This window comes from Desulfosporosinus paludis, assembly GCF_045689965.1.
GTDB lineage: Bacteria > Bacillota > Desulfitobacteriia > Desulfitobacteriales > Desulfitobacteriaceae > Desulfosporosinus > Desulfosporosinus paludis.
The window spans coordinates 4,385,567-4,399,800 of sequence record NZ_CP144211.1 but is presented as its reverse complement, the minus strand read 5'-3'; the positions used below and the strand labels follow the sequence as shown (position 1 = coordinate 4,399,800).

The following is a 14,234-nucleotide window of genomic DNA, read 5'->3' as shown; positions in this document are numbered from 1 at the left end:
TGTGTAAAAATACAAAAAGACAAGTCCAAAGACCCGTCTTTTCGGTATAATTAGTTTATGCTACAAAACAAAACTATACGCAAAAATTATAACGAAAATAGTGGGGTTTATCAACTCGTGCTCCCACTAAACATGGAAGTATTAATACCAGAAGATGACTCGGTGAGACTGCTATGCCATATGACGGAGGGATTAGATTATACAAATTTAAACAAGGCGTACTCTTCCAAGGGAAGAAATCCAGCAGTCACACCCAAGACATTATTCCGAGTATTGGTGTATGCTTACATGAACGACATTTACACAAGCAGAAAAATAGAGGAAGCCTGTAGGAGAGATATTAATTTCATGTGGTTGCTCCAAGGACAGAAGGTGCCCGACCATAATACGATTGCTCGTTTCCGCAACGGTCGGATTAAAGGAATTATCGAAGGGCTCTTCAACCAATTGGTCGTTAAACTAGGTGAACTGGGTGAGATCCAGTATGAAAATATTTTTATAGATGGTACAAAAATTGAGGCCTATGCCAATAAATATACATTCGTATGGAAGAAAACCACCATCAAAAATGAACAGAAACTGCAAGAAAAAGCCAGGGCATTTCTTGTGAAACTCAATAAAGAAATCGAAACTGGTATTCCATTAAGCGAGTCGGCAATCACAGTGGAAACCCTTCAGAATTACATTGCTTTTCTGAAGGAGAAGCAACAAGCCGAAAAAATAGAGTTTGTTTCTGGAAAGGGAAAACGCAAGACTAATCTGCAAAGGGCAACAGAGACACTAGAAGAATTCTTGGAAAAACAAACGAGATATGATCGTTATAACGAGCTTTTTGATGGTAGAAATAGCTTCTCAAAGACGGATACGGATGCCACTTTTATGCATATGAAGGAAGATCATATGAGAAATTCTCAGCTAAAGCCAGGATACAATGTGCAGATTGGCGTAGAGGCTGAATATATCGTTGGATTGGCCATTTCGAGTGAGCGCTCCGATCAATTGACTCTTATTTCTTTTTTAGAAAAGCTAATTGAGAACTTACCTAAAAGATATCATAATGTCATTGCTGATGCAGGCTACGAAAGTGAAGAAAACTATGTTTATTTTGAGAAACAAGGACTAAAGCCTTTCATTAAGCCACAGACCTATGAAGTAATGAAGAAAAAAAGCTTTAGTAAGATCATTGGTAAACGGGAAAATATGGTCTATGATGCAGTCAAAGACGAATATCTTTGTGCAAATAATAAAAAACTAGTGGCTGTCGGAAAGACGACAAGAACTTCGAAAAGTGGTTATAAATCGGATGTAACTCTCTATGAGTGTGAGAGTTGTGGAGGCTGTTCATTCAAAAAACAATGCACAAAAGCAGCGGGTAATAAGAAACTATCTGTATCAAAAGTATTTTTGGAGAAACGAGAAGAATCCTTACATAATATCACAACGGCTGAAGGTATCCTACTAAGAATGAATCGTTCCATCCAGGTTGAAGGGGCTTTTGGAATTCTGAAGGAAGATCATAGCTTCCGAAGATTTGTAATGCGTGGTAAAAAGAATGTTGAAACTGAATTTTTGCTTTTGAGCTTTGGTTTTAACATCAATAAGTTGCACAACAAAATACAACAAGACAGATGTGGCTGTTCGTTACATAAAATAGAGGTTGCGTAATCTGCTTATGCCTTTTAATTAGGGAGTTTTAGAGAGTGCTCTTTTAGCGTTCCCAAATATAACAATAAGATTGTGAAATCAGGAATACTCCCTTGTGATTTCACAATCTCAACTTATTTTTCCCCAAATATTGAAAAGAGGCTGCCTCTTCGTGATGTCGTAGACATCATTTTGAGACAGCCTCTTACATCTTCAAGGGTTTTCGTCTGACATTATGATTTGAGTAACTATTCCTTGGGAAAGCATAAAATCTATGCTATATTTCTTATCCGACGTTTCTCCGAAAAGTTGGGTTCCTTTTTGTACTAGCTTAAGAAATGGATATGCATTCTTTACATCTTGCTCCGTACTGCCAATATGAATTCCTCGCGGAGTGCTTCCTGCAAAACCACTAAAAACTCTGATTTTCCATATCCTTGACCCAATGACAACAAAACCTTGCTTGTTGTATTCCCATTGTGGATCGCCATTTCCATGAGCGATTGTTTTAAGCTCAGGATCTCCAAACTTTGACTGAACACTTTCGAGGGTTTGCCCTAATGTAAGGTCTCCGACCTTCATGTCACTAAACATTAGTTCATTAGTCTTCGAATTCACAGGTGTCTGGGAGAAAGCTGTGTTGCTGTTTTGATTAGTATCCTTTTGCGTATTCTCAGGATTATTTTTTCCTTGTTCACTTACTTGTGTTTTGCTTGTATTGGACACATTTCCGCTACAACCACCGAGAAGAAGAATAGCCGCAAGACCAATTGATAACATCCAGAGTTTCAAATTAAACACTCCCTTCCTTATTAGCATTATCACCCTGAGATTGCCTTTACGAGAGCTTTTAACCTCTTTACCACAATTTGAAATGTAAATACAGGGTGCCAATTGCATGATTCATGATTCTCAGGCATTAATATCTGACTGCTTTGGTATAAGATTCTCTTTAATAACGTCCAAATTATCAATAATCTAAATCTCGACCGATTGGTAACGGCAACTTCCATACGACGAATATGCGCTTGCGCGAGTAATGCCGTTTCCTTGTCGATGCGTTTTTCTTCAATTAATTTAACAATATATTGGGACGCCGCTTCGCGATTGTCCTCATTTAGTGCTCCCCGTGTAGCACGAATGGCGGCTTCATTGGTTTTGCGTCACTTTTGATAATAATCTATTATTGAAATACCAGAAACACTTTTTTCGACTTCTGCCGAAAAATCAGATAAAAAACTCCCTCAACCTCTTTTATATGGTTTTGGGCTTTTTGTTTTTTGCTGAAAATTGTGGCGTAAATCAACTGCACCCAACAGGTGCATATCAACTTGTTCATTAATTTCACGATGCTCAATTTGCTCACAAAGCCGAAAAGCCCAGTATTAAGGACTTTTTATGTTCATTAATTGTATTAAAATTTGAATACTAATTTGCTAGGCATGTTAATTCTACGAGTTAATTATTTTGATATGTCGAAAAATTATTTAACCCATTATCTTGGCTGGAAGCTCGAAATTTCCGTTAAGCAACCGGCAAATAATTGGATCGTTTTAGTTTGCCACTCTATTGGCAAATAAATATATGAAAACGATCTGGTCAAGGCCACGCCTTCCGGATTGATTATCTTTAAAGTGTTCAAAGAAAGCTCTTTACGAACCGTCCAATTGGAAAGAACCGAAATGCCTAATCCAGCTTCAACAGTTCCTTTAATAATTTGAATACTCCCCAATTCCAAAACATGGGCAGGGGCAATATTAAGCTCTTCAAGGGCCTTTTCTGCTATATGTCTGGTTCCCGACCCTTTTTCACGCAGAATCCATGTTTGCCTTGCCAGTTCTTCTACCGTAGGTACCTCGCCAAGATAAAAATCGTGATTTGAAGCAGCTATAAAGCTAACCGTATCTTGGGCAAAAGGAACCACCTTTAAACTCTCGCTGGAAAATTCGGTTTCAATAATACCAATATCGGCCTCACGACTCTGTACTTGATGAATTACTTCATCACTATTTACGATGTTAACCATAAAGGCTATTTGTGGATATAATTTCTGAAATCGTCGCAGAACGTACGGCAAAATATATTCACCAAAAGTAAAACTGGCACTGATAACTATACTGCCACATTCACCGTAGAGCAATTCATCAACCAAGCGCTTCGTCTCTTTATCGTGAGCCAGAATTTGCTTGGCCTGGTGAAACACTAGTTCACCTGCTTTTGTGAGGCTAACCGAACGTTTGCCCCGTTCCAATAAAGTGACATTATAGTCGGACTCCAAATTCTGAATATGCTGTGTAACTGCCGGTTGAGTAATATGCAAGACAGTGGCAGCCCGAGTAAAGCTTTTTTCTTCCGCCACCGTTACAAACGTAAGAAGACGCTGGTCCAAATCTATTCCCTTCTTTCAAAAACGCAGCCCTTTGATTTCTTTAAATATTTACGTCACCAACACTAATAAGCTATTCTTATTAATTGGATAACAACTAACAATTTTACTTATTAAAGTTTAAGGCATAACCTATAGATAGTCAAATAACTATAGAGGTGATTTAATCGTGTCATTTACAAGGAGCTTCGGTACTAACTGGTTTACGACGGTTATGGGAATTGGGATTGTCTCGGTTTTAACTTATACGTTCCCTTTAGTCTTGCCAGGACAACATCAAATTGGCATCCTTCTATTTATCCTGCTTAATGTTGTTTTCCTCATTTCTCTGTTACTTTGGTCCATGCGCTGGATTTTGCATACGGATTGTGCACTTGCTGATTTTAGCCACCCATCACGAGCCATCTTTTATGGTGCTCTGGCAATGGCAATTAATGTTGTCGGGAACGCTTATTTTCTTGTTGGGACCCATCTCTTGCCTTTAAATCAAGCTTTAGCCATCAGCAAATTCCTATGGTTAATTGGAGTTGCCGTTTCTTGTTTTTCGGTCATTACCATCCCATTTTTGTTATTTGTTAAGCACGAAGTAAAACCAGAGGATGCTTTAGCAAGTTGGTTGATTCCTGTTGTTCCACCCATTGTCGCTGCTGCAAGTGGTGTGAATTTATTGCCCTATGCCGGTTCACTGCAAATACCCATGACTTTTTTCATTATCGCCTTGTTTGGAGTTACTTTCTTTTTATTTATTATGGTGAGCGGTCTGGTCTATTTCCGCCTTGTCTATCATAGCCGCTTATCTGGGCAAACAGTACCGAGTTTATGGGTAGAAATCGGCCCGATCGGTATGGCCATGTCTACCGTTTGTGGTTTAACCTTTCAGACCGGGAGTTTGGGACAGTTAGCCCCTCTCCTGCGCCCTGTTGCACTGCTTTTTGCCGGATCGTTATGGGGAGTGGGCTGGTGGTGGATCATAATGTCAGCCTTGCATACCATGCTTCACTTACGCAAGTCCGGCGAAGGAATTCCTTTCGATTTAGGTTGGTGGAGTTATGTGTTTCCTATTGGAAGCTTTACTAATGGAACTTACGCTTTAGAAAAACTTACTGGAAGCAATTTTTTTGCAATTGCCAATACCGTACAATTAAGTATTTTATGGATATGCTTTATCATTGTCATTTGGAATACCGCTTCAGGAATTGTAAATGGAAAACTTTTAAAAAACAGAATCCCACTTTCCGAGACACGCCATTTATCTTTAATACACAAATGACTAGACTCCATACGTTCAGCAAGCATAAAATACAAATTCGCCAGCCACTTTAGCTCTTGCCAAGGATAAATCGTATTTGGACAGTTTTCATCGTAGCATAGGCAAACGGTCAGTTTCATAGATAAACCATATCCCAGATAAGAAATTATCCTATAATGTGGATGGAATCGAAAATGTAATCGAATTTGACGATTTATAGCTATAGGGAATAACTCGAATAAGGCCTTCAAAGAATTAAAAGACAATGATAAGTATAGCTTTAAAGACGATTACAAGGTAATGGCAATGGCCGTCGAGGCCATAAGTGATGGAGCCGATCTTTCATTGAAAATAAGAAGATACGATCTACGGGCCTTAACGATTTTCCATCATCAGAAAACAAAGGTTTAAATGATAACCATTTAAGAGGATAACTAAAGATAACTAAAGATTTCTCAAAACATAAATAAACTGTGATATATTTTGGGTAAAATGGTCTCAGAAGGCTAGGAGGTAAATGATGGATAATTTCAAGGTGATCTTTCATATCGATGAGCAGAATAAAGCTGGTTTAGTGCTCCATAATATTAGCAATTTAATTGCTGATCTTGGTGAGGAAAATTTAAACATTGAAATGGTGGCTAATAGCGAAGCAGTGAAGATGCTTGTAAGGAATACCAATGTATTTGAGACAGCGCTTAAGGAATTAGCAGAAAAGAAGGTTGTATTATGCGCATGTGCCAATGCTATGCGTGATTTAGGTATTCAAAAAGAGGAATTGCTTGATTTTGTGACTGTCGTTTCCGCTGGCGTTGGTGAAATAGTGAAAAAACAAGTAGAAGGTTGGGTATATATTCGCCCCTAAGCATGTAATTAGTAATCGGAGAGATTAAGGAGGGCGATAAAATACTTACTCCGCAAATTCAGAAAGGCTAAAATGAAATAGATAGGATGTGATAAATATTGTCTCTTAAGGAAGCCTTTACACAACTAAATATCGATAGTGTCAGAAATATCTTTATTTTTACAACAATGCTCTTGATTGTTGTAATCGTTCAAGCTATTAAGCCGACTCTTTCATTAACTTATCAGTTCTTCTCAATCTTTTCCCAAGGAATAAGCTTAGCTAACTTAACCCAACGATTCTCAGGATTAAGCTTCCCTTCAAAGGGCAAAATAAAGTCTTCTATGTTCATTTGACCACTCGGTTGACGGTACATGGTCATCCTCATAAGTGCAAGGTTTTTAATCTGTTTTTCAATAGTTCCTTGCATTAGAATTCGACATAAAGACTCTGAAAACCTTGTTGTTCGCGATTTTGGAGCTATTCAGCAAGCCCTATTTATAATTTGCTAAGAAAACAGGGATGTCTCAAAGTAGTCTGCCGAAAAAGAAATAGCGAGAAGGATGACCTGGAGAGGTTTTTCCTTCCCGCTATTTTACTGTATTGCCAGTTCTCCATCCAAGACTATACCAACCTGCTCTTTACGTCGTCCCAAGTTTTTGCTTGGAGGAAACAGTCTTTAGAATTTTCCTCCATTTTAACAAAATCGTCATATGAAACCAGTTAATAAAGTCAATAGATTTTAGAATGAATATTTTGATAATTTAAGGAATTTCTCACATTGATGTTCTTTCTGTCAATTTGATATTAATCTATGAAAAATAGATACCTTGAACTCACAGTGAATTAATTAGGCCTAACAAACGCTCCCGTTCCTCTTCCAAGTCTTCGCGTTCCGCTACCATCCTAGGTTGTACAGAATGGTAAGGCCAGCGGGCTTTAAGATCGGCCAGCTTGTTTTCGATCTCGTTCAATTGAAGCTGAAGCTCCTGTCGTTTAAGTTGTTGTTCTTGTGCCTGACTTTTATCATCCATTCGGTTTCTTCTCTCCCATCTCCACAAAGGTGATTGCACCATGCATACAAGCTTCCATGCAAGCTTCACACTCCACACATTTCGCAGGGTCAACAACTGCCAGATGTGACAACATGGCAATCGCTTCTTCCGGACAGCTATTAACACAGCGTTTGCACCCCCGACAAAGTTTTTCCAAGATGAACGCTGACATTTCTTCTCCTCCTCAACTTTAAGAACATTGAAATCACCCATATACCCCATTAGGGTATATGGGTGATTTCAATATATTCTTTTCCCTTTCATTTGTCAACTTTCCTGCTTTGTAGAAAGGTTAAACTGTAGCACAGAATTGTCACGTGAGACAAACTATCTTTTTTCCATACTTCAGATTTTTCGCATACGCTGTACAAAAACATTGTGGGGGGTACTATGAAAATCCATGTTGTACAGCAAGGGGAAACACTTGGACAGATTACAAGTACTTATGGTATAAACACAGCAAATATAATACAAATTAATGGTCTTCCCGATCAATACCTCGTTGCTGGTCTAGCTCTGGTTATACCTTCCCTTTCACAATACTATACTGTAAAACCAGGTGATACCCTATGGAAGATCGCCCAACAATTTGGTACAAATATTACCACGTGATTGGGACTGACTCAATTGAGCTATCATTTTAGTGTGTCAAAACCGCTGGACGTTGTGCACATTCCGCAATCGCGATGGTTTTTTCTATAATCACTGACTTCTTTCCTTTCTTCACCTTTTACCACTTGAGTCTCTGGATCGATTAGTGGCTGAGGTTCCGATGTCTCTGCAGGATTTGCTATTACCGGTTTCAGCGGAGATAGCAGACAGGATTTAAACCCTCCATTAAGATTCTTAACGTGAAATCCATTTTGGGTCAAGATTCTAGAAGCAACATACCCTCTCAGTCCAATCTGACAATATTCTAAAATTTCTTTATCCTTGTCAAGTTCCCCCAAGCGTTCCCTCAAACTGTCCACTGGGATGTGGAGAGCCCCCTCGATGTGCCCCGCATTGAATTCGACATCGGTACGCACGTCTAATAAGATCGTGTTTTCGCGATCATAAGACATAAAATGCTCAGTCGATAGGACCTCTACTCGGCCTGCTAAGAGATTTTCCGCGGCATACCCAACCATATTTACGGGATCTTTAGCAGAAGAAAACGGCGGCGCGTAACACAGCTCCAATTCTGTCAAATCCGTGACCGTTCCCCCTAGGCGAAGAACCGTTGCTATAACATCGATTCTCTTATCCACCCCAACACTGCCGATGCCCTGGGCACCTAATATCTTGCCCTCTTCGCTGAAAATCAGCTTCAAAGTCATCATTAAGGCTCCTGGATAGTAAGATGCATGGGCAGCAGGATGAACGGTAATCGTTTTATAGAGGATGTTCAGACGTTTTAGAGTTCGTTCATTATTACCGGTACTGGCCGCTGTTAAGCCGAAGACTTTAATAATTGAAGTTCCTTGTGTCCCTTTGTACGTTGTTTTTAAACCTGCAATATTGTCCGCTGCGATGCGGCCTTGCTTATTAGCGGGGCCAGCCAGAGGAACTGCCGTATTTTCTTTGTTAACAAAATCTACGACTTCGATTGCGTCTCCCACTGCATAGACATTTTCGACATTCGTGGACATGTTTTCGTTGATTAAAATATGCCCCTTTGCTCCCAGCTTAATTCCACTCTCTTTGAGGAATTCAGTATCTGGAATCACTCCAATGGCTAAGATCACTAGATCAGCCTTCAACTTTTTCTCACTAGTGAGAGTGATTTCAACTTCATTTACCTGATCCTCAAAGGACTTAACTCCATCATTTAGAATAAGCCGGACCCCATTATCCCTAATTTCCTTTTCCACGGCTGTCACAATATCTGCATCGAAGGGAGCCAGGACATGGGGCGCAGCTTCGACTAATGTAACGTTAAGCCCGCGTTGCTTTAAATTCTCAGCCATCTCGACGCCAACAAAGCCACCTCCGATGACGACTGCCCTATTTATTCCTTGGTCATCGACATAAGCCTTGATACTATCTGTGTCCGGTATATTTCTTAAGGTCAAGATTCTCTTACTATTAATCCCCTCAATATAGGGTTTGATCGCTCTTGCTCCAGGTGATAAAACGATGTAATCATACGTCTCCAGGTACATGCCATTGTCTTTGCTTCTCACTGTCACGGTCTTTTTATGAGTATCCAGATTGATCACTTCGCTGTTCACTCTGACGTCGATATTAAACCGACTCTTCATACTTTCAGGGGTTTGAACTAGAAGCTTTTCCCTTTCCTGAATCGTTCCCCCAATGTAGTAGGGCAACCCACAATTGGCGAAGGAAATGTACTCATCCCTTTCAAAAAGAATAATCTCAGCTTTTTCATCCAATCTTCTCAATCTGGCTGCTGCAGAGGCTCCGCCAGCCACTCCCCCTATAATTAAGACTTTTTTACCCATGATTTGTCCTCCTTTAGCTTAAACACCCAAACACTGAGAGAAACACCCGGTTCCTCGCTTAGCAGCCTGCTCAGCCAAAGCGCTGGGGAGCAGGGTTTGAACCTTCAGAAGCTCCTCCTCCCGAACGTTTGCCCACGACATTAACCGCCGTAAAACGCTGTTTAATTTGATCGCTTCCACATTGCGGACAAACTTGATGGTCTTTTTGGCTCATGCTGCAGAAGACTGAGAACTTATAGGCACAGGATTGGCAAACTAAATCATAACTAGGCATTTTACTTCCCCCTTAATAACCCATCTTTAGTAGATCTTCGCTATAATAATCTAATTCAACGTCAGCCACTCTTTAACGGATAAACCCCTATACCCAGCAAGGGTATGTTTCAATTTCAATATATTCGCATCTCTTTCATTTGTCAACCCTAGTTTGCCAATATTCTTTCTCTTTGCCGATTATTTACTCTACCCAGTGCTAGAGCTTTTATCGTCATCAAAGGTAAACTCATTCAGCTAAAGCTGATAACTAGTCTTCAGTGACGATAGTCTCCGGTTGAGACTAACTCCAAAGCGGCCTTCCCAATGGGAACACCCACTTACAAGAAGTGGGTGTCTTAAACGTGTATTAAGCCCCAAAAACATATTGTTTCTAGCTAATTCTTTTAAAATTAATGTGGGAACCCCGCTTAAGGGTGTGTAGCACTTCGGTCATGACATTTATGACACGAATCCGCACCCTGCTCCAGAAGGGATTGCTGGCACTTGCTTCCATAGACTAAAGGAATTTGGAACGTCTGGCCTGTCACACGGCTGTTCTGTATCCAATCATTTCCTTGATGGCGGATAAACGGCAATTCCTCTCCTTTTCCTGTTACAAGGATCTCGTCTCCGATTTTTAACTTTGGAAACTTAGGGTTGGTTATTTGCTCCTCAAAGGCTAAATCATTGGGATCGACAATTTGCTTGGTTTTCGGGAGGGTTTCCTTGGTGCCATGACAATCTTGGCACTGCAGGTGGACAGCATCATACTGCGAAGTGTGGAGTTTGTTGTCTCCCATTACATCTTGCCTCGTGTGACAATCGATGCAATCCAGACTCACTTCACATTTAGCAAAAATTTCCCCGGGTAAATAATAATCCTGGACACGATCCAGCCAATTCGTAACCCCAGATTTCCAGTCATTTATAACCTTAGTCATATCTGAGCGAAATGCAAAACTCATTTTTAAAGGGTCATGGTTCCCTTGGTTATGACACTGATTGCACTGCGTATAAAGAATTTGGGTTGTTAGACTATGGGTCATTCCGTACCCAATATTATTGGTTTTCATAGTCGTATCAGTACCAATGTAGGTATGCGTTGGATTAGTTAAAACATGACATGTCTCGCAGCCGTTTCCTTGAATTTTACTCTGCGTCTCGGCCTGTCCTTTGACTTGTGTACCATCTTGTTCTTGTGTGCCTTTCAAGGAAACATTATTTGTAGTGGTTGAAACTGGAAGATCCCCTCCGCTTTGATGACATTGGCTAAGACAGTTCTGTTGGAAGTCCTTCTGATTTGCTCGTCCCTGCAGCGGATTGGGATAAAGAGCTGCCACTTGTCCCTTGGTCAATCCCGGAATATCGTTAGTCTTATCGTATCCGAACATCCTGCGCACGGCGCTTAGCTCTCCGGCTTTTGTGGACATAATTGAGGTTTTCACGAGATCAACTTCATTTTTAGCCTGTTCAGGGTTCCCTGCGTGACAGGCGACATTATTTTCTCCAGTTCCTCCGCAGCTTAAAGAAGCCACATCAAGTGAACCTGGATGCCCTCCTCCATACATTTGAGCATGGGCCATCGCTTTGTCCAGGGAGAGAGGGTTTCCGCCATGGCAAACAGTGCAGCCAAAGGTGTTGCTGGGATGGGAGCTTGATATTTCTTCAATGCCGATATGGCAGGTTTTACAGCGCTCGACTTTCCCGTCGGGAAGAACAAGGTCGATGATTTCAGGTTTTCGCTTCTGATAGCTGGCGATTTCTTCTTGAAGCTGACCTTTCTTCGCGTTGTCCTTGGCCGATCCCAGTTGAACCTGCAAGCTTGCAATCTGCTCTTTAAAATACTCTTTTTGGTATTGAGACCAGCTTGGAGTACTGACCTCTATTAGGGCGATCAGAGCAACAAGGATTAGTAATAGACTGGTCAGCACGAATGTCTTTTTCATAATTACACCCACCACAATTCCTTAACTGTATACCAGAGCAAAAGAATTGCAACCAATCCAAAAAGAACGCTGAAAATTCCCCTTCCCCATTTATCTCCGAAATATTTGGCTAACCAGGGCAACCCTGCAAACCCCATGATGATAAACGCCGGAACTACTAAAACTCCCAGCCAGGGAGGAAGATACAGCAGAAGAACTTGGAGCGGCCCAAAAATCCAAGGCGCCGCCGCATGTGAAACAGCAGGAGCCAAATTGCTTGTTCCGACGTTGGGCGTGAACTTTAAAGCCAGGACAGTACAAACGATCAGAAAGATCAGCGCAGCGATTCCTTCATTTTCTTTTAGGTCGTTCATAGGTGAATGAGCCATTCTATCCCCCTCCTATTAGAAGAAACATACAGAACTAAAGCGGGCGTACTCCGCCGTCGCGACGAATCCGCCAGAAGTGGTAAAACTGCAGGAATAAAGCTATGAATGGCAAACCTACACAGTGCCAAACATAGACCATCAGAGTACTGCCGCTTAAGGCTGAAGGTTCGCCCAGAAAAATTTGTGCCAGTCCCGTACCCAAACCCGGAATTAGTCTAAGTATATTTGAAGCGACGGTCGCCGCCGCACCGCTTTCTTGGGAACCGATAAGAAGGAAACCGGTAAAATCTAACACTAAAACGAGAATAAGCAATCCGACCCCTACAAGCCAATTAAGCTGTCTCGGCGGCTTGTAGGAATGCGTCCAGACCACCCGCAGCATATGCAAATTAACAGTTACGACCATGATTTGAGCGGACCAATAATGTAAATTACGAATGATTCCCCCGTAAGGAATCACAGTTCCTATCGTAAGAACACTGCTGAAACCCGTGTTCTCTCCAGGCTGATAATGAAACATTAAAAGGAGTCCCGTGATCCCAAGCATGATAAATGCCAGAAAAGACAAGCCTCCAAGACAAAAGGTGTAAAAAACGGAAAGCACTCGACTTGGAACAAATCGCGGTCTTATATGATTCACAAAATTATTCATAGTCTTACATCCAATCCAACTTGTTTCGCTGTATTAATAATTAGAGATCCATCCGCTTTTCGTTCCACAGCCACCCTCGGCAACGCTTTAGGAGCAGGTCCTGATAAGGGCCTGCCCTCTGCGTCATAAATGCTGCCATGACAAGGGCAAAGCCATTCTTGCTTTTCCTGGTGATAATTCACTTCACAACCGAGATGAGTACAGGTCGCCACTAAAGCCATAATTCCCTGATGGTCCCTTTTAACCCATACCCGTGAACTAGGAACATGCTGCCAATCAGTGTTTTCCTCAGGCACCTTATCATAAAACACAAGAGGAGAGCGCGGTCGATCCTCCTTACTCGTTAAATACTGAACGAGAGGCCTGACGGTCAAGGCGCTGCCCGCGACAACCCCTGCCCAAGCCAAGCGCAATACCGCTCGTCTCGACCAAATTAATTGCCTTGTCATCGTCTTCCCTCAGCCTCCCTTTCCTCAAATCGATAGTAACTCTAAAACCAACGGCTCCATTGCCCGGCATAGGTTATAATATAGCGAACAAAAAAACCGCCAAAAAGAACCAGAAAACTGCTGCCAATCGTTGCCGTCAATGTCCAACGCACTGGAATTTTGTCTTTCAATTCCAGGTACTCCAAGGAAAAGGGGACAAGCAGTCCGAGTCCAACAATCAGAAGCCAGAAAATCAGCGCAAACTCTCCATAGAGTAGACTGCCAAAAGCGTCCGAGACGCTCAGCGAACTTAGTCTGCCCATTATAATCATCGCTAACAGTATAAAACATTCCAGAGCTATGAGTAAAGCATCTGCTTTAGTCAAAACATGCAGTTCCCTGTGCCTGGCACGCTGCCAAGGGCTTAGGGCCGAGATTAGAATTACGGAGGCTACTCCTGTGGACAAAGCCGACACTAAAAAGAGCACTGGAAGCAAAGGTGCCGTCCATAAAGGACGTACGGCGGCATTAAGAAGCAGCCCGGTATATGATGCCACCCCTACGGATAAGAAAGGCATTACTTTGGCTTGGCGCCGTTTCCATGTTTCCAGGGACTTCGTTTTTCCAAAAATTCGCAGTTTCTCTGGAAGCCAAAGATAGAGATAAATAACGCTCAAAATGGTGAAGAGCAGGATCGCCCAACTTCCATAAGACATAGGTGATCTGACCTTTAACGTCATAAATAAGCGATAGAAATTAAATGGGCTCCCTAAATCAAGCAAAAGTACGCCTAAACCCAAAGAAATTGGGAACGGTGAGATAAAGGCGCCCCAGCGTCCAACACGTTCGAAGTCTTGACCGCCATAGAGCAAGGCCAAATTGGACGTGACCATGGCTCCCGCGCTCACACCCGCTGTGAAGAGATAAATAACAATCAGTAAGCCCCAAGTTATCTCCACGTAA

General features: G+C 41.6%; 15 protein-coding genes and 1 pseudogene. 4 read left to right on the top strand and 12 right to left on the bottom strand.

Annotation, left to right across the window (positions count from 1 at the left end):
* The first annotated feature begins 57 nt into the window (after positions 1–57).
* Positions 58–1,665, top strand: a complete 1,608-nt coding sequence (locus tag VZF35_RS21860; protein ID WP_407308493.1) for an IS1182 family transposase — start codon at positions 58–60, stop codon at positions 1,663–1,665.
* 192 nt (positions 1,666–1,857) lie between these two features.
* Here VZF35_RS21860 and VZF35_RS21855 read toward each other — a convergent pair whose 3' ends face one another.
* Together VZF35_RS21855 and VZF35_RS21850 are read right to left on the bottom strand one after the other, a co-directional pair.
* Positions 1,858–2,436 carry a hypothetical protein gene (locus VZF35_RS21855; protein WP_407308492.1) on the bottom strand — a complete coding sequence of 193 codons (579 nt, stop codon included), beginning with the start codon at positions 2,434–2,436 and terminating at the stop codon, positions 1,858–1,860.
* A gap of 703 nt (positions 2,437–3,139) precedes the next feature.
* Complete coding sequence (locus tag VZF35_RS21850) at positions 3,140–4,033, bottom strand: LysR substrate-binding domain-containing protein (protein ID WP_407308491.1); 894 nt, start codon at positions 4,031–4,033, stop codon at positions 3,140–3,142.
* Positions 4,034–4,199: 166 nt separating this feature from the next.
* Here VZF35_RS21850 and VZF35_RS21845 point away from each other — a divergent pair, with 166 nt between their 5' ends.
* Positions 4,200–5,300 (top strand): C4-dicarboxylate ABC transporter, encoded by a 1,101-nt coding sequence (locus VZF35_RS21845; protein ID WP_407308490.1) that lies wholly within the window; start codon positions 4,200–4,202, stop codon positions 5,298–5,300.
* 499 nt (positions 5,301–5,799) lie between these two features.
* Complete coding sequence (locus tag VZF35_RS21840) at positions 5,800–6,144, top strand: DsrE family protein (protein ID WP_407308489.1); 345 nt, start codon at positions 5,800–5,802, stop codon at positions 6,142–6,144.
* 223 nt (positions 6,145–6,367) lie between these two features.
* Here VZF35_RS21840 and VZF35_RS21835 read toward each other — a convergent pair whose 3' ends face one another.
* The 3 genes from VZF35_RS21835 to VZF35_RS21825 form a co-directional block, all read right to left on the bottom strand.
* Complete coding sequence (locus VZF35_RS21835; protein ID WP_407314889.1) at positions 6,368–6,553, bottom strand: hypothetical protein; 186 nt, start codon at positions 6,551–6,553, stop codon at positions 6,368–6,370.
* A 406-nt stretch (positions 6,554–6,959) separates the two neighbouring features.
* Entirely contained in the window at positions 6,960–7,157 is a 198-nt protein-coding gene (locus VZF35_RS21830) for a hypothetical protein (protein ID WP_407308488.1), read from the bottom strand.
* A complete protein-coding gene (locus tag VZF35_RS21825; protein WP_407308487.1) occupies positions 7,150–7,350 on the bottom strand; it encodes a DUF362 domain-containing protein in 201 nt (66 codons plus the stop codon). The genes VZF35_RS21830 and VZF35_RS21825 overlap by 8 nt, the downstream gene beginning before the upstream one ends.
* 218 nt (positions 7,351–7,568) lie before the next feature.
* Here VZF35_RS21825 and VZF35_RS21820 point away from each other — a divergent pair, with 218 nt between their 5' ends.
* Complete coding sequence (locus tag VZF35_RS21820) at positions 7,569–7,790, top strand: LysM peptidoglycan-binding domain-containing protein (protein ID WP_407308486.1); 222 nt, start codon at positions 7,569–7,571, stop codon at positions 7,788–7,790.
* Positions 7,791–7,846: 56 nt separating this feature from the next.
* Here VZF35_RS21820 and VZF35_RS21815 read toward each other — a convergent pair.
* From VZF35_RS21815 to nrfD, 7 genes and pseudogenes are all read right to left on the bottom strand, one after another.
* A pseudogene (locus tag VZF35_RS21815) lies at positions 7,847–9,622 on the bottom strand (CoA-disulfide reductase); the annotation flags it as partial.
* A gap of 70 nt (positions 9,623–9,692) precedes the next feature.
* Positions 9,693–9,896: an FmdB family zinc ribbon protein gene (locus VZF35_RS21810; protein ID WP_407308485.1), complete on the bottom strand. Its 204-nt coding sequence runs from the start codon at positions 9,894–9,896 to the stop codon at positions 9,693–9,695.
* A gap of 409 nt (positions 9,897–10,305) precedes the next feature.
* The gene (locus VZF35_RS21805) at positions 10,306–11,823 is read right to left on the bottom strand and encodes a hypothetical protein (protein WP_407308483.1); all 1,518 of its coding nucleotides are present in this window, start codon (positions 11,821–11,823) and stop codon (positions 10,306–10,308) included.
* Between the two features lie 2 nt (positions 11,824–11,825).
* Complete coding sequence (locus VZF35_RS21800; RefSeq protein ID WP_407308481.1) at positions 11,826–12,191, bottom strand: hypothetical protein; 366 nt, start codon at positions 12,189–12,191, stop codon at positions 11,826–11,828.
* Positions 12,192–12,225: 34 nt separating this feature from the next.
* Positions 12,226–12,831: a cytochrome b N-terminal domain-containing protein gene (locus tag VZF35_RS21795; protein WP_407308479.1), complete on the bottom strand. Its 606-nt coding sequence runs from the start codon at positions 12,829–12,831 to the stop codon at positions 12,226–12,228.
* A gap of 8 nt (positions 12,832–12,839) precedes the next feature.
* A complete protein-coding gene (locus VZF35_RS21790) occupies positions 12,840–13,292 on the bottom strand; it encodes a ubiquinol-cytochrome c reductase iron-sulfur subunit (RefSeq protein WP_407308478.1) in 453 nt (150 codons plus the stop codon).
* A gap of 41 nt (positions 13,293–13,333) precedes the next feature.
* Positions 13,334–14,230, bottom strand: a complete 897-nt coding sequence (gene nrfD, locus VZF35_RS21785) for an NrfD/PsrC family molybdoenzyme membrane anchor subunit (protein ID WP_407308476.1) — start codon at positions 14,228–14,230, stop codon at positions 13,334–13,336.
* Positions 14,231–14,234 lie beyond the last annotated feature (4 nt).